The following is a 16,506-nucleotide window of genomic DNA, read 5'->3' as shown; positions in this document are numbered from 1 at the left end:
CTCTTGCTCCCGCGCAAGGGAGTCGATGCGGACCACCTTGAAAGAGAAAGGAACTCAACTGTGGATCATCGACTCATTGATGGAGTTCATCAGCGACATCAACTCCGACCAAGTTGTCAACAATTTGCTGATACCCCTAGCCGCTCTAGCTAGAGACGCCATCAAAGCTGGCCACGCCGCCGGGCACTCCGATGGTCAGCTCAAGGATGCACGTCACTCCCCTCAAATCGAGAACGCCAAAGGCGACCTGGATGGGTGGGTATATGGAGGTCGACGATAAGTCAGAGCTCCCTGTGTCGTCGATCCTGACCAGATGAAAAGCCGGCACAACCGCGTTAGCCTACCGCATGGCTGAAGCCGGCAAACAGCCCGACTAACTGTCTCGAATAGCCGCTGACACCCTCGACGTCACTAACACTCTCGAGGCCAATCTGTACACCGGGCTGACAGACGCTCGACGCCACACGAAACCCTCCTCAGCGGTAGAACCTCACGCCCCCAGGGTGTGCGTTCAATTCCCCCCTTGGGGCGTGAAAAAAGGGACCCGTCACACGAAACCCTCATTCATCCGCTCGCGTTCGCTAACCAAGTCATCGCAGCCCGTAATCAGCACATCACCGACGCTGCCGCGAAGGGCAAAACAATCTGCCCCCGACCGCTGACCTCGCAGCCATCGAGGTGTTCCGTGACCTGCTCAGCCAGAAGCACAACCCCGATGAGTATTGCCGTAACCTGGCACAACGCTCCGAGTGGACCCGAGACCGACGAGTCACGGTTACCTATCGCCCTTTGAAGTACTACAACCCAACCGAACCACCGAGAGAAAAAGGTGTTGACATCCTCGCCGCGTTTCGCATCTTCCAAGCCGCTGCATACCGCGAGGCTGATGTGCTCATACTCGCCTCCCACGATACCGACTTGGAACCCGCCGTCGAAGCCGCCATGAAACTCGGAACCTGCCATGTCGAAACAGCAGGCTGGCACGTCACAAGATTCTAAAAACACAAGGCATGCCGAGGCTATGGCACACAGCCCTTGGGGAAGCCGAGTTTGGTCGATCTCAAGACCACAAGGACTACACCTAAACCACCCCGGCCGGCCGCGAATCGCGGCTGTGAGATGAGAACAAAAGAGGTCTCATAAAACATGCCGCCATCGACTCAGCAGTACTGAGGCCATAACCCACACTGGGCCACGATCAACCCCCCGGCACCCCATTCGGGTACGCGGTGTCATCGTATCCTCAGGCGTCTATCTCGTGGGTGAAAGCTACCCTCCTAGACACCGCTACGCGCCACGTTCCGGGAGTCTGCGAGCCACTCCGCCATGTCGTCGGTGATCGCGTCCACGTCAACCCGTCGACCCACTCTCCCAAAGCCGGTCGTACCACTTGGTCGGTGTAGTCCGCCTTCATCACGGCCTCTACCGCGGTACGAATCCTTTGCCAACCATGCCCGAACCCCAAAGGCCCCCACGGACAGACATGGCACACAAACGGGAGCACATTGCCGATGCGACGCCCCTAAATGCAACAATCCCTCTTGTCACCAAGAGGGTTCGCACTGTGGGCCTAACTGGACTTGAACCAGTGACCTCCGCCTTATCAGGGCGGCGCTCTAACCGACTGAGCTATAGGCCCAAACCTCGACCGGCTTTCCGACCGCGAGTGGAAACTTTACTGGATCACGCTCCGAAGAACCAAATCGGGATCTGATCGAGGTGTCGCACTTCCATCAAAACGGTACTCCACAACGCACGATGACGTTGGAATACGGCGTCGTCTCTCCCGTCCGCACGACGAAAGAGACGTTGGGCAGCACCTTTTTGAAGTCCTCATGACTGACCGTGTGAACCTCTTCGATCCGTTCTCTCACCCAAGATTCCGGTTCATGCCCGAGAGCCTCGTGAGCAATCGTGGCTCCCTCCACGACCACTTCGTCGAGGATGGCGTCGAAAACCTCATGGAACCTCGGGGTTCCCAGCACTACAGTGAGGTCAATCACCGGGACCTCATGAGGAATCGGCAACCCAGCATCAGCGACGACGAAGGTCTGGGTGTGCCCCAACCTGGCCACCGCCGCACACAATTGGGGATTAAGCAGTCCGCTCTTCTTCATGCGTGTTCTCCTCGACGAATGCTCTCGACCTCGTCAGCACTGGGGTAGGAGGCTTGTGCCCCCGGCTTGGTCACCGTCAAAGTCGCCACCGCGGTAGCAAAACGGCAGCCCTCGACAAGAGTACGGCCACGAGCCAGTTCTGCAGCCAACGCACCAACGAAAGCATCTCCCGCACCGACGGTATCGACAGCCTTCACGGTCGCCGCAGCCACGGCGTCAAACCCTTCCGGCCCGCCGACGATGCATCCGGCCGATCCCAAGGTGATGACAACACTGCGGCACCCAAGGTTCAACAGCTCGCGCAAAGCTGCGTCAGGATCATCCTCAAGACGAGAAGTCGTCGATCCCAAAGCAAGAGCCACCAAGGCCGCCTCATGTTCGTTAACTATCAGCGGGTCGGCCATGCGAATGACCTCTGGATCAACATCAACAACCGGTGCCAGATTGAACACGAATCGTTTGGCGCCGCGAGCAGCTTCGGTAATCCCGTCAGGCGGAATCTCACCTTGACACAACACCACGTCAGCGTCCTGGATGCGCTCGGCTTGAGCTCGAACGGTCTGTGCATCAACGGTCCCATTAGCAGCCGCGACGACGATAATCGAGTTCTCTCCGGAATCCGCGACCATGACGACGGCCGTCCCCGTCAATACATCACGACGGGCCACGCCATCAAGGCCAACGCCTTCCGATAGTAGGGATAGGGCGGTTTCAGCCGTCGGGTCCTTCCCCACAGCTCCGACCATCGCCACCTGAACGCCACATCGCGCCGCCGCAAGGGCCTGGTTAGCTCCCTTACCGCCGGGGGTCAGTGTCGCCTCACCTCCGGCCAAGGTCTCCCCCGGGCCCGGAAATCTCTCCACGCCGACCCTCATGTCGGCATTGATCGATCCGACGACGGTGACTTTCGCTGTCGCGCCGCTCATTCGTAGTCCTTCGCGTTGTTCTTGGTCACCAACACAACCTTGATTGGGGTGGTCTTAGAAACCTGCTTGCCAGCCAAAATGTCGGCCGCCTGGTCTACCGCGGTCTTGCCCAGCAAGGCAGGCTGCTGAGCAATCGTCGCTCCCATGGTTCCCGCCTTAACGGCCTTGATACCGTCAGCAGTGCCGTCGAAACCTACAACTTTGACGCTTTGGCCAGCCTTCAAGTCCAGGGCAGAAATAGCACCAATAGCCATCTCGTCGTTCTCGGCGAAAATACCCGTGGCTTTGGAGTGAGCCTGCATGAGATTGGTCGTCACGTCGAGAGCCTTAGAGCGATCAAAATTAGCGGTCTGCTTGGCGACCACTTTGATGCCTGGATGTTTGGCGATTTCCTCGCTGAATCCCTTACCACGGTCACGGGAAGCCGAGGCACCCGGGGTTCCCTGTAGGTGGATGACTTCACCCTTGTCTCCCATGATCTCAGCGAGTTTCTTGGCGGCATCGATACCACCAGCAATGTTGTCAGATGCAATGAAGGAATCAACATCACCGCTGCTGGAACTGCGGTCGACCGTAATTACCGGGATTTTCGCCTTATTGAGGGCCTTCACAGACGGCGCAACGGCGTCAGAATCAGTCGGATTAACGATAACTACTTTGGCTGAGGTAGATACCGCATTAGCAAGCTGGTTGGCCTGGGTGGCAGCGTCGTCTGAAGCGTCCTGCACCTGAAGGTTAACTCCCTTGGCCTGAGCCTCCTTCTTTGCCCCATTCACAAGCTGAACGAAGAACGGGTTAGTTTGCGTGGAGACGGCGAACACCACGGTACCCGATGCAGATGAACCAGCTCCACCGTCACGGTTACAACCGGCCACACCAGTCGCTATCATCGTCGCGACGACTGCCGTCGCGAGCACCTTAGTAGTCTTGAACTTCATTGTTCTACCTTTCTCTTGTTGCACTATAGGTCGTGTACGAGCACTTACTCAGGATTCTTTCTTAGACCTGAAGACATCGAATCCGACAGCCAGCGCGATAACGCAGCCGATAACAACCTGCTGCCAGAACGAGGAAACGTTAAGAATATTAAGTCCGTTACGAATAACGGCTAGTAAAACGGCACCAACAAAAGTGCCACTTGCCTTTCCAGAACCTCCTGACAATGAGGCTCCACCAATAACGACAGCTGCAATGGCATCAAGCTCATATCCGAACCCCGCCTGAGGCTGGGCTGAGGAGAGCCGACCAGCCAACACCAGACCGGCTAGGCCAGCAAAAACACCGGCCAGAGCGTAGACGGTGACGAGGATGCGACGCACCGGAATACCGGAGAGACGAGCAGCCTCTTCGTTACCACCAATGGCATAGAGAGAACGCCCCAGCACCGTACGTGACAGCATGAACCAGCACACCACACCGGCTAGGGCGAGCATGATGACAGGCACCGGAACTGGCCCAACATCAGCACCCAGCTGGTTCACTGCGTCAGAGGTGGCGACAGGGGTGCCGCCAGAGATAACAAGAGTTAGTCCGCGTGCGACGCTCATCATGGCCAGCGTGGCGATGAAGGCAGGCAACTTGCCATAGGCGATAGCCAGACCGGAAACAGCCCCAGCAAGCAGTCCGATCAGCAGGCCGATGATAAGGGTGAGCCAGCCTGGCAGACCAGCGTTAGAGAACATCCATGCTGAGACCATGGCTGAAAGAGCTGCGACCGAACCCACAGACAAATCAATGCCGGAGGTAACGATGACGAAGGTCATACCGAAGGCCATAATCGCCACCACTGCGGCTTGGATGCCGATATTAATGATATTCGGAACAGTAAGGAATACTGGAGTCGCAATAAACAGAGCAATACAGAGAATAATAAGGCCTACTAGAGCACCATGATCAAGGGCCCAGGGACCAATTTTCCTGCCAACTGATGGTCTTTGCTTGGTAGCGGTTGATGTAGTGGTCACGATGATTTTTCCTTTCCCGATCATCACCGATCGAGAGAAGACGATATTCAGTACTTTTCGGCATTAAGAATGAACGGGATTCACCCTGTTTTTTCATCACCAGGATCAACGGAAGCCACCGCTAGCTCCATGACAGCGTCTTCAGTGGCCGTCTTGGCGTCGAGGATCCCCATTGCTCGGCCATGGGACATGACGAGGATCCGGTCACTCATCCCGATGACCTCGGGAAGCTCGCTAGAAACCATAAGGACGGCGCCCCCGGCGTCGGTAACAGCATTAATAAGCTGGTAGATCTCGACCTTGGCACCGACGTCGACACCCCGAGTTGGCTCGTCCAGCAACAGAATTGACGAGTCCGCGAGAATCCAGCGTCCAATAACAACCTTCTGCTGATTACCACCGGACAAATTGCGCATCGGCTGATCCAAGCTAGCCATTCGGACCCGCAGCTTCTCAGCAACATTTTGAGCGCGTCGACGTTGCCCAGAGCGATCAACCAATCCCGCGTGAGAGGTCGATTTCATGGTCGCGTAACCGAGATTCTCGTTAACCGAAGCATCAAGAACTAATCCCTGAGATTTGCGTTCCTCCGGCACATGGCCGATGCCGTCGACGATCGCGCGAGAAATCTTTCCTTTCGGGAGCTCCTTACCACGCACACGCACGGTGCCTGAGTCGTATTTATCGGCTCCAGCGATAGCGCGCAGCACCTCGGTGCGTCCGGCTCCCACCAGACCCGCCAGGCCCAACACTTCGCCGGCGTGCAAGTCGAACGCGACATCTTGGAATGCCTTTTCGCGGCTGAGTCCCGTAACCGACAGCAGCACCTCTCCGACCTCACCGCGATGGCGCGGGAACTGGTCGTCAATGTCACGGCCGACCATCATCGTGACCAGCTCACGTTCCGAGGTACAGGCCGGTACCTCCCCTACGAGAGTCCCGTCGCGTAACACCGAAACGTCGTCACCGACGCGGGGAATCTCTTCGAGGTGATGGGAGATAAACACCATCGCCACGCCCTTAGTCTTGAGGTCATCCATCACCTCGAAGAGCTGGCCAGACTCTTTGCGGGTCAGAGCAGCGGTGGGCTCGTCAAGGATGAGCACCCTGGCATCCATCGACAGAGCTCGCGCGATCTCCACGAGCTGTTGGTGGGCAGTACTCAGCGAACCGACGAGGCGGTCCGGGGAGACGTTTAAACCAATCCGCTCCAGCGCAGCACGGGCCTGAGCCCGCATCGAGCCCCAATTCACCAGCCCGCCCCGGCTGGGTGGGCGTCCAAGCATGATGTTCTCAGCCACCGACATCTGCGGAACGAGATTAAGTTCCTGGTGGATCGTCGCGATACCCCGAGCTTCGGCAGCCTTAACAGTAGGCAGTTCGACGGGTGTGTTGTCAATGACGACTGAGCCAGAGTCGGGGTGATAAATGCCGCTCATCATCTTGATGAGGGTGGACTTTCCGGCTCCGTTTTCACCGAGCAGGACGCGCACCCTGCCGGGAATGACGTCCACTGATACGTCTTGGATGACCTTCACGGGTCCGAAAGCCTTAGTGACGTGGTCGAGTCGAAGTACTGTTGTCACTGGTTCTCCTTGACCATTCGAGTTGATGCCCTGACGATGAAGTGGGTGTCCAAGCGGGCGCAGCTGGTGAGCTCCCCAGACATGGCACGGTTAAGTAGATCGACGGCGACCTTCCCCATGGCGTCAATATCCTGGGCGACGACGGTGAGAGCGGGATTGGTGAGGCTGAATACCGGCAGGTCGTCGAAACCGACCAGGTCGATCTCGTCACCGATGCAAATCCCCTGGTCAATGCATGTCCGCAGCGCTCCCATCGACATGAGGGAGTCGGACGCAAAAATGGCAGTTGCGCCACCGTCAAGTAGTCGACGGGCACCCACGCGTCCTGACTCCTCCTGAAAGTCGCCTTCGACAACGAGGTCCTCGTCGACCTCCAGTCCATGTTCAGCCAACAGTTGACGATAGGCCTGATAACGCTCCAGACCGGTTGAGGTTTGTTGTGGTCCAGTAATGAAACCGATCCTGCGATGCCCGTGATCCACCAGGTGGTCGACGGCCTGTCTCATTCCATTCCAGGGATCAGAGGTGACAGCTGGCAGAGGTGACCCCGTGATTTCACGGTCCACGCACACCACCTGAACGCCGTCGTCAACTAAATCTTTGACGGCCTGCCCGCCGCTGCCAGTGGGCGTCACGATCGCCCCGTCAACTCTCTGACGACGCAGAGTGTTGACGTACCGGTTGAACTGGTCGGGAGACTCGTCGGCATTGCACAGCAAAGTTGCCCAACCATGAGCGAGGCACGCGTTTTCAACGACCGACGCCAACTCAGCAAAGTACGGGTTACGGATATCTGGGACAACCAACCCGATGACGCCACTGTGAGATGAACGCAAGGACCTAGCGTGAGCATTCGACAGATATCCCAACTCATGGGCTGCGTTGTGCACCGCGCTGCGGGACGCCTCGGAGGTCGCGGAGCTGCCGTTGAGAACTCGCGACGCCGTCCCCAGCGACACTCCTGCCAGCCGAGCGACATCCTTGATCGTCGGTTTGTGAGTCATCTTTCCCTCCTCTCGTCGTCGAGTGTGAGGTGTCGAAGAGCTTTCCTAAGTCCACCTTATGGAAACGTTTCCATGAGTGTGTGATTTACACGGAACCACATTCAACATTGAGTGTCAAGGGGGTATTACAGAATCCGCCCCACGTCCCCGGCTACCCTTGCCAGTCCCTTATCAACTATGACCTCATCAAGGCTGTGGCAATCCTGCACACAACACAGGGTCGTGCCATGACGAGTGGCAACTAACCCAACGACGAACACATTTGCCACACCGAGACCGCAGCTCTCGGCCGCCTCAACGTCACGCGCACTCAAACACACTGGAGCGTAGTGTCACGATGCCGTTACAGCTCGTGACAGCACGGTCTAAGCGTCATCGGCATATCGTCATAACAAGTTCCTGCTGCTCTGCCAAGAACGAGTTGCGGGACTCGTCGCCAATCCGCAGGAAGCGCTCTCCTACGACCTTGGTGTGACCGTTGCCCTCGGACTCACCCAGAATCACCAATAACCTTGTGTCAGACACCGTCGTGGAGCACTGACTCGCCGCATTACCAGCTATTGCAACTCTGTTCCAGTTCGTTGCAGTACGTGCTAAACAGGAGCAGACAAGATCGCCACCACGTCTCACCGTCCGAGACGGCTGGCATACCACGTGAGACGATGAACGTCAACGGAAGGATCACACCCATGTCAATTGCACCGCACCTCGTCGTTATCGGGATCGGCCACGTCGGCTCGGACGTCGTCACCAATGCCGCAGCCTTGGGACTCTTCTCACGTATATCGCTCATTGATGTCGACAAAAAGGTCCGTGACGGCCAAGCTCTCGACAACCACCAGGCCACCGCCGTCGCTCCCGCCATGACGACCACCATCACGGCAGCCGACTATGACGCATGTCGCAGCGCCGACGTCATCATCGTCTCCGCTGGCCCCTCCGTCCTGCCTGACAGCTACAGCGGCGGCCATGACTCACGTAACTCGCTGGCCCACGTCAACTCGAAGGTCATCCGCGAGGTGATGGGCAACATCTGCCAATACACCCACAGCGCACCCATCATCCTCATTACTAACCCACTAGACGTTAACGTCCATATCGCGGCAACCGAGTTCGACTATCCGACTAACCTCATCGTTGGCACCGGAACCGCCCTCGACTCAGCCCGACTGCGCCGTCACCTAGCCGACTGGGCCGGCGTCAGCCCCGACTCGGTGCAAGCCTTCATGTTGGGAGAGCACGGGGCGACAGCATTTCCCTACCTCTCGCATGCCTCTATCGGTGGTCTGACCCTCGCCGAGGCGACGACCGCCCTGGGGCTGCAACCGTTGTCCCCCGAGCAGGTGGGCAACAGCGTCGTGCAGTCGGCCTTCGATGTTCTTGAGGGCAAGGGATGGACGTCCTCGGGTATCTCGAAGGCGGCGGTGAGCTTGGCACGGGCCATGCAGCTCGACCAACGGTCCATCCATCCGGTATGCACGCTAGCCGACGGGGTGCTGGGATTCCACGGTGAGGTATCCCTGTCGCTGCCAACGGTGGTCGGTGGCCACGGGGTCGAACATCACCTCGACATCGTCTTGGACAAGTGGGAGCAAGAGAAACTGTTGGTCTCGGCCAAGGCGGTACGAGAGGTCTATGAGTCGGTGCGTCCAGCCTGAGCGCCGCGACTCCCGGCATTTCCCGTTACATCCCACCCATACAGAGGGGTGTCGTTGATCTCGATGACGAGTTCGGTGCGCAGTTCCGGGCACCGAACTCAGTCTTCAGCGAGAGTGACCTCCAAGCCACCCATAATCTGGGCAGCCAAGTTGTAGAGGAAGCTAAACAAGGTCGAAATCGCCGTAAACAACACCGCATTAATGGCGCCGATAAGGGCAGTCAAACCCAATACACGCCCAGTATTGACGTAGTCAGACAGCTCAAACTTCGACGTTGAACTCGGCGAACTGATGAGGTCGTTGACGACCTTATTCATGGAATCAAAGGCACCCGAAGCACCGATGATGCCCCAAATGATCCAGGTCGCGATAAAGAAAATCACCGCGCCAGCCACACCGAATAATAGAGAGGTCTTCATGACCGACCACGGATCGACGCGAGTCAAGCGCAACCGAGCCTTACGTGTGCGCCTCGGAGCGCGTGCCGGCTGATGCGCCTGAGGCGAACGATGCGGCTCCTGCTGGTTCGGGGCCTTCTCTCCCTGGGCGCCACGCGAATCAGTACGCCTCACCGGGGTAGACGCTGTCGTCCGTTTGCGATCAGACTCCTGACGTGGATCAGGGCGCTCCTCGCCCTTCTCGTGGAAGGTACGGCGGGCATCACCGGCGGTCCAGTGGATTGCCTCCGGATCGTCGGGACCGGGATGCGTCACCTTCTTCTCGTCACTCACCGTTGTCCTCCGGCTTCATGTCGTTTCCCGCCGTATCGACGGCACGGTCGTCATCCACAGTATCGCTTCGCCGAACCACATCTCCCGATTGGGCCTTCGTGGCATCGCCTTCAACAGTTTCCACCGATTCGTCAGCGACTTCCTCCTCGACGGTATGTTCGGGGTTGACAGCGATGATTGAGACAGCGTCGTCACCGCGTACGGAGACGAACTTCACCCCCATCGTGGAGCGTCCCTTGGCGGGCACCTCAGACACGGCCGATCGGGTGATCTGACCTGACGTCTTAATCGCGATGATTTCGTCAGCCTCGCTGACCACCAGGCCACCAACCAGGGAGCCGCGCTCCTCACTGAGGGCCATCGCTTTGATGCCGACTCCCCCACGCCTCTGCTGACGGTACTCCGACACAGCAGTGCGCTTGGCGTAGCCGCCACCGGTTGCTGTGAAAACGAACCGATCATCCTCAGGCATGTCGGAGTGAATAATCGACATTGACAGCAACTCGTCATCACCACGGAACTTCATGCCGGTAACGCCCGAAGTCGCACGCCCCATCGGGCGCAACTGGTCGTCGCCGGCAGAGAACCGGATCGCCTGCCCCTTACGGCTGATAAGCAGCACGTCGTCAGCGGCGGAGCACTGCTCGGCGCCGATAAGCTCATCGTCCTCGGTACGGAAATTAACGGCAATAACGCCGGCCTGACGAGACGAGTCATAAGCCTTGAGCGCCGTCTTCTTGACCATACCCTTGCGAGTGGCCAGGAGGAGGTACTCGGCGTCGTCGTAGGACCGTAGGGTCATGACTTGGGCGATCTTCTCGTCAGGCAGGAAGCTCAGCAACCCAGCGACGTGACCCCCCCTGGCGTCACGACCAGCCTCCGGCAGCTGCCATACCTTGGTGCGATAGACCCGACCCATATTCGTGAAGAAGAGGATCCACTGGTGGTTCGTGGTAGTGAATAGCTGTGCCACCTCATCGTCAGTGCGCAGGCTGGCGCCGCGAACACCCTTGCCACCGCGTTTCTGGACCCGGTACAGGTCAGTGCGGGTGCGCTTGGCGTAGCCGCCCCGGGTAATGGTGACGACGACGTCATCGTCGGGGATGAAGTCTTCCTCAGAAAAGTCCCCATCGGCGGCGATAATGCGGGTGCGACGCTCGTCACCGTACTTATCGACGATCTCGGCAAGCTCGGTAGAGATGATCTCGCGCTGGCGGTCCTCGCTAGCCAGAATTGCTTTGTAATCAGCGATGAGGCGCTCGAGTTCCTCAAGTCGGTCGATGATCTTTTGACGCTCCAGGGCAGCCAGACGACGCAACTGCATATCGAGGATGGCGCGAGCCTGAATCTCGTCGATATCGAGCAGTTCCTGTAGGCCGGTGCTGGCGGCCTCAGTGTTCGGGGAGCGACGGATGAGCGCGATGACCTCGTCGAGCATATCGAGGGCTTTAACGAGAGCCCGCTGGATATGGGCGTCTTTTTCGGCCTGAGCCAGGCGGTACTCGGTACGCCTGCGGATGACCTCCATCTGGTGGTCAATCCAGTAGCTGATGAATTGGTCCAGACGCAAAGTGCGCGGCACGTTGTCCACCAGAGCCAGCATGTTGCAGCCGAAGGTGTCCTGCAAAGCCGTGTGCTTGTACAGGTTGTTCATGACGACACGCGGCTGAGCGTCACGCTTGAGGACGATGACTAAACGCTGACCAGTACGGGCTGAGGAGTCGTCACGGATGTCGGCGATACCGTTGATGCGACCGGAGTTCACCAGGTCGGCGATCTTGGTGGCGAGGTTGTCCGGGTTGCACATATAAGGCAACTCGGTGACGACCAGGCACTGGCGTCCCTTCTTGTCCTCTTCCATGTCGATGACGGCACGCATCGTCACCGAACCGCGGCCGGTGCGGTAGGCGTCCTCGATGCCCTGCCGACCCACGATGAGGGCGCCGCCGGGGAAATCCGGACCCTTAATGCGCTCCATGCACGCCTCGAGCAGTTCCTCGTGGGAAGCATTGGGATGAGCCAAAGACCACTGCACGGCCTCGTTGACCTCGCGCAGATTATGGGTCGGGATGTTGGTGGCCATGCCCACCGCGATACCTGAAGAACCATTGACAAGCAGGTTGGGGAACCTCGACGGCAAGACGACCGGTTCGGTCTCCTTGTTGTCATAATTGGGCTGGAAATCGACAGTGTCCTGGTCGATGTCGCGCACCATCTCCATGGCCAGCGGCGCCATCTTGCACTCGGTATATCGCATGGCAGCCGCACCATCGTTGCCCTGGGACCCGAAGTTACCCTGACCCTGGACAAGCTTGTATCGCATAGCCCATGGCTGAGCCAGACGCACCAAGGTGTCGTAAATGGCCGAGTCGCCGTGAGGGTGGTACTTACCCATGACGTCACCGACGACGCGGGAACACTTATTCCAGCCACGGTCGGGGCGGTAACCGCCGTCGTACATCGCGTAGATGACCCGACGGTGTACCGGTTTGAGGCCGTCGCGCACATCGGGCAGGGCACGCCCGACGATGACGCTCATCGCGTAGTCGAGGTACGCGTTCTGGATCTCGTCACGAATCTCGACCGGCTGGATTCCGACGTGACGGCCGGTCACCAATCCTTGACGGTCGGCCTGGTTCTGCTCGTCGGGCTTCTCGTCGTCAGCCATGGAGTGTCCTTTGAATAATCAGGGGATGAGGGAATGGGTGCTCAGATGTCGAGGAAGCGGACGTCCTTGGCATTGCGCTGAATGAACGATCGGCGCTGTTCGACGTCCTCACCCATGAGGATGGAGAACATCTGGTCGGCCAGCGCGGCGTCTTCAAGGGTCACCTGGAGCAGCAGACGCTTGTCAGGGTCCATGGTGGTGTCCCACAGGTCTTCGGCGTCCATCTCGCCCAGACCCTTGTACCGCTGGATCGGGTTAACTTGAGGCAGCTTCTTGCCGTGGGTCAGACCGTCTCCGCGCAGCAGGTCGCGCTCTTCGTCGGAGTAAGCGAGCTCATGCGGGGAGTTCGTCCAACGCAGTCGGAACAGCGGGGGCTGTGCCAGGTAGACGTGGCCAGCGTCAATGACCGGACGCATGAACCGGAACAGCAGGGTCAGTAGCAGGGTGCGGATATGAGCGCCGTCAACGTCGGCGTCAGCCATGAGGATGATCTTGTGGTAGCGCAATTTGTCCAGATCGAAGTCCTCGTGAACGCCGGTTCCTAACGCGTTAATGATCGACTCAATAGTTTCCGAACCCAACGCGCGATCGAGGCGGGCTTTTTCAACATTGAGGATCTTTCCTCGCAACGGCAGGATCGCCTGAATACGCGGATCCCGGCCCTGAGAGGCCGAACCACCAGCGGAGTCGCCCTCCACAATGAAGATCTCGCACTCCTCCGGGCTGGTTGAGGAGCAGTCCTTAAGTTTGCCGGGCAGTGACGTCGACCCCAGCAAGCCTTTCCGGCTACGGGCCAAATCACGGGCCTTGCGAGCGGCTACGCGAGCCTGGGCAGCAGCTTGTGACTTTCGGACGATGCTCTTGCCCTCATTGGGATTCTCCTCGAACCAGTCTGAAAGTTTCTCGTTGAGGGCTTTTTGGACGAAAGATTTAGCCTCGGCGTTGCCGAGTTTGGTCTTTGTCTGGCCCTCGAACTGCGGCTCGGTGAGCTTGATGGAGACGACGGCTGTCAGGCCCTCGCGGATGTCGTCACCGGAAACGCGATCCTCACGCTTCTTGATGAGTCCCCAAGTCTCACCCCACCGATTAACGGTGTTGGTGAGAGCGGCACGGAAGCCTTCCTCATGGGCTCCGCCCTCGATGGTGTTGATGGCGTTGGCGAAGGTGTGGACGCTGGTGGCGTACGAAGTGTTCCACTGCATCGCAATCTCCAAACCCATACCCTCCTCAGGACGGTGGGACTCCAAGGAGATGATGGTGGGGTTGATGACGTCGCGGGTCCCCGTGAGGAATCGGACGTAGTCCTTAAGGCCCTCCTTATAGAGGAAGTCCTCGTGAACCGGGTTGCCGTCCTCATCAGCGTGGTCGGCACGGCGGTCGGTGAGCACGATACGCAGACCTTTATTAAGGAAGGCCATTTCACGGAAACGGTTCGACAAGGTTTGGTAGTCGAAAACGATGGCATCGAAGATCTCGTCGGAGGGCTGGAAACGCACCGTGGTGCCTTCGTGATCGTCGGGGCCGAGCGCCTCAAGCTGCTCCAGCGGACCGTCAGGCTCACCGAGGCTGAAGGACTGACGCCAGTGGTAGCCGTCTCGTCGGACCTCGACGATGAAGTGGGCCGCTAAAGCATTAACAACCGAGGAGCCGACGCCGTGTAGACCACCGGAAACCTTGTAACCGCCGTTGCCGAACTTACCGCCGGCGTGCAGCTTGGTCAGTACCAAGGTGACGGTAGGGATGTGTTCGACGGGGTGCTCCTTGACGGGAATCCCTCGCCCGTTATCGGTAACCTGGCACCAGTTATCGTCGAGTAACTCAACCTGGATGGTGTCGCAATAACCGGCCATCGCCTCGTCGACGGAGTTATCGACAATCTCATAGACGCAGTGATGCAACCCGCGCTCCCCGGTGGAGCCGATATACATGCCGGGACGCTTGCGAACGGCCTCCAAGCCTTCTAAGACGGTGATTTGACCGGCATCGTAGGAACCGTCGACGGTCGTCGGGGGAAGCTCTGAGTCCAGACCATCAGGATGATCGGTAGCATCAATGAGAAGGTCCTCGGGGGTGTCTCCGTCGGTCACGGACTCGGGCATCTCGGGCTGGCTCACGGGCAATGCGCTCCTGTGTCTCTACAGAGGTCACGGTGACCTCCGGGTCTGGCGTCCCCGTCGGATGTCATGAACCAGCGGGGAGCCCAACGATCCAATACTACCGCAAGCCCGCGCGGCACTGAACACCGGAACCCGCGAGACGGACGTTGAGAGGGCCTGTGAGCGATTCGACCCCCTCACCCGACCACCGGTACCGAGTGGGGGGTCACGACGTCAGCAGCGTTACGCCACCTCCCATTCAGGAATCCCCTACCCCAGCACTTGCCAGGAATCCACGTCCCTGACCAGTTACTTTCACCTCGTCCCCGGCAGGCAACCAGACGGATTGGCCACGACTTAATTCGCAATCGTCAGTACCGCAATAGGCCACTAACTGACCCTCTGTTACAAGAAGAATTCGCCCTAGTTCGGTAGCAGGAAGGTCGAGGACATCATTGTGCCCTTCAAGCCCCCAAAGCCGGAATTCCGGGAACGTAGTGTGATACACGCCGACTCCTGGAGATATCTGCTGAGCATACTCGCCAACGCACGGCCCTGGAGTCATGCTGGCGTGGTCTAATAAGGCTTTGACGTCGATGTACTTGCTCGTCAGACCACCACGCAAAACATTGTCAGAATTAGCCATAATTTCCACACCAGTGCCACCAAGATAGGCGTGCATACTTCCGGCGCACAGGTGAATTTGCTGACCGGGAGCCAATCGCACCCGGTTCATCAGCAGAGCGACAAGAATGGACGGGTCTCCGGGATGGTCCTCCCACAGCTCGACGGCGGTAGTGGCTAGGCTGCGGACGTCTTCATCTGCACCGTCATTGAGGTAGGCGCGAGAGGCAGACACGACCCTTTTGACGACCGGAGTCACATCGTCGTCACCTGACAGCACTGCCGCCACGAGCGTGGCCAGGCCATCGTTTTGGCTCAGTGGTGTCAGCACCTCGTTCAGTCCATCGACTTCACCCAGACCCGATAGCAATACCAGGGACGAGGATGGATCGCGGAACCCACACAGGGCATCGAAATCAGTAAGGGCGACGATCATCTCGGGCTTGGGCCAGTCGTCACGAAAGATACGGTTGGGGGCATCAAGGGGAACCCCTGCTTCGTTCTCGGCGGCGAACCCCTTCTCGGCCTGTTCCCGTGAAGGGTGAGCCTGGATACTCAGGGCATGATTGGCAGACAGGATTTTCAGCAAAAAAGGCAGACGGTCACCGAAGGCCTCGCGGCTCCCAGCTCCCAGCTCGTCGGGGTGATGTGTCAACCACTGATCCAGAGGTGTGCCGTCCGGTAGGGTCGATGGAGCTTTGGGGTGGGCTCCCAGCCAGTACTCGGCCCACGGGGTGCCATCGGGTCTAGTCCCAAGGATAGCGGGAATGGCGTCGGTGGATCCCCAGTCGTAATGCTGGATCTGTCCTGTCAGTGCACGCATGGTTCGATTTCATCACGTTGGTTGGGCTCGAGTCACCTGGGTGAGGACAGTCCCGACGATCATGAGTACCACGACTTCCACGACGACGAGAAGTACTTAATGGGATCAACAAGACTGACACAGTAACCAAGGAACCGACGAAAAACACTGTCTTCCTCATGACAACTCCAATTTTTGATCGACGTAGATCACACCTCAATCAAGAGGACACATCCACCGGAGTCCTGCATCCTCGTCACCCCATCGAGACACTCTGTACACTGCTAAAAGCCATTCGCCACAAAGCCCCTGGGTCTCACGAGTTATCAC

At 58.5% G+C, this 16,506-nt stretch carries 14 protein-coding genes and 1 tRNA gene; 2 read left to right on the top strand and 13 right to left on the bottom strand.

Annotated elements, in window-relative coordinates; genetic code table 11:
* Positions 1-25: 25 nt before the first annotated feature.
* A complete protein-coding gene (locus LRP59_RS02060; protein ID WP_002512725.1) occupies positions 26-280 on the top strand; it encodes a hypothetical protein in 255 nt (84 codons plus the stop codon).
* Between the two features lie 326 nt (positions 281-606).
* Here LRP59_RS02060 and LRP59_RS02055 read toward each other — a convergent pair whose 3' ends face one another.
* From LRP59_RS02055 to LRP59_RS11985, 9 genes are all read right to left on the bottom strand, one after another.
* Positions 607-984 carry a hypothetical protein gene (locus tag LRP59_RS02055; protein WP_014604280.1) on the bottom strand — a complete coding sequence of 126 codons (378 nt, stop codon included), beginning with the start codon at positions 982-984 and terminating at the stop codon, positions 607-609.
* 581 nt (positions 985-1,565) lie between these two features.
* Positions 1,566-1,639: transfer RNA gene (locus tag LRP59_RS02050), tRNA-Ile, on the bottom strand.
* Positions 1,640-1,733: 94 nt separating this feature from the next.
* A complete protein-coding gene (gene rbsD / locus LRP59_RS02045) occupies positions 1,734-2,117 on the bottom strand; it encodes a D-ribose pyranase (protein WP_002512722.1) in 384 nt (127 codons plus the stop codon).
* Positions 2,114-3,043, bottom strand: a complete 930-nt coding sequence (locus LRP59_RS02040) for a ribokinase (protein WP_002512721.1) — start codon at positions 3,041-3,043, stop codon at positions 2,114-2,116. The genes rbsD and LRP59_RS02040 overlap by 4 nt, the downstream gene beginning before the upstream one ends.
* Positions 3,040-3,981 (bottom strand): substrate-binding domain-containing protein, encoded by a 942-nt coding sequence (locus tag LRP59_RS02035; RefSeq protein WP_002512720.1) that lies wholly within the window; start codon positions 3,979-3,981, stop codon positions 3,040-3,042. Before LRP59_RS02035 ends, LRP59_RS02040 begins: the two co-directional genes overlap by 4 nt.
* 48 nt (positions 3,982-4,029) lie before the next feature.
* The gene (locus tag LRP59_RS02030) at positions 4,030-5,031 is read right to left on the bottom strand and encodes an ABC transporter permease (RefSeq protein ID WP_002533194.1); all 1,002 of its coding nucleotides are present in this window, start codon (positions 5,029-5,031) and stop codon (positions 4,030-4,032) included.
* 56 nt (positions 5,032-5,087) lie between these two features.
* Positions 5,088-6,593 carry a sugar ABC transporter ATP-binding protein gene (locus tag LRP59_RS02025; protein WP_002512718.1) on the bottom strand — a complete coding sequence of 502 codons (1,506 nt, stop codon included), beginning with the start codon at positions 6,591-6,593 and terminating at the stop codon, positions 5,088-5,090.
* Entirely contained in the window at positions 6,590-7,597 is a 1,008-nt protein-coding gene (locus LRP59_RS02020; RefSeq protein ID WP_002512717.1) for a LacI family DNA-binding transcriptional regulator, read from the bottom strand. Before LRP59_RS02020 ends, LRP59_RS02025 begins: the two co-directional genes overlap by 4 nt.
* A gap of 372 nt (positions 7,598-7,969) precedes the next feature.
* On the bottom strand, positions 7,970-8,101 hold the full coding sequence (locus tag LRP59_RS11985) for a hypothetical protein (protein ID WP_014604279.1): 132 nt from the start codon (positions 8,099-8,101) through the stop codon (positions 7,970-7,972).
* Positions 8,102-8,259: 158 nt separating this feature from the next.
* Here LRP59_RS11985 and LRP59_RS02015 point away from each other — a divergent pair, with 158 nt between their 5' ends.
* Positions 8,260-9,255 carry an L-lactate dehydrogenase gene (locus tag LRP59_RS02015; RefSeq protein ID WP_002512715.1) on the top strand — a complete coding sequence of 332 codons (996 nt, stop codon included), beginning with the start codon at positions 8,260-8,262 and terminating at the stop codon, positions 9,253-9,255.
* A 98-nt stretch (positions 9,256-9,353) separates the two neighbouring features.
* Here the strand turns inward: LRP59_RS02015 and LRP59_RS02010 are convergent, their stop codons facing one another.
* From LRP59_RS02010 to manA, 4 genes are all read right to left on the bottom strand, one after another.
* A complete protein-coding gene (locus tag LRP59_RS02010) occupies positions 9,354-9,986 on the bottom strand; it encodes a DUF3566 domain-containing protein (protein ID WP_002512714.1) in 633 nt (210 codons plus the stop codon).
* A complete protein-coding gene (gyrA, locus tag LRP59_RS02005; RefSeq protein WP_002512713.1) occupies positions 9,979-12,654 on the bottom strand; it encodes a DNA gyrase subunit A in 2,676 nt (891 codons plus the stop codon). The genes LRP59_RS02010 and gyrA overlap by 8 nt, the downstream gene beginning before the upstream one ends.
* A gap of 41 nt (positions 12,655-12,695) precedes the next feature.
* Entirely contained in the window at positions 12,696-14,753 is a 2,058-nt protein-coding gene (gene gyrB / locus LRP59_RS02000; RefSeq protein WP_002531564.1) for a DNA topoisomerase (ATP-hydrolyzing) subunit B, read from the bottom strand.
* Positions 14,754-15,009: 256 nt separating this feature from the next.
* Positions 15,010-16,197, bottom strand: a complete 1,188-nt coding sequence (gene manA / locus LRP59_RS01995; protein ID WP_002512711.1) for a mannose-6-phosphate isomerase, class I — start codon at positions 16,195-16,197, stop codon at positions 15,010-15,012.
* Between the last annotated feature and the right edge of the window lie 309 nt (positions 16,198-16,506).

This window comes from Cutibacterium sp. 37298 (assembly GCF_023838685.1).
Lineage (GTDB): Bacteria > Actinomycetota > Actinomycetes > Propionibacteriales > Propionibacteriaceae > Cutibacterium > Cutibacterium acnes.
The sequence above is the reverse complement of the archived record's forward strand: the minus strand, read 5'-3'. Positions and strand labels throughout refer to the sequence as shown.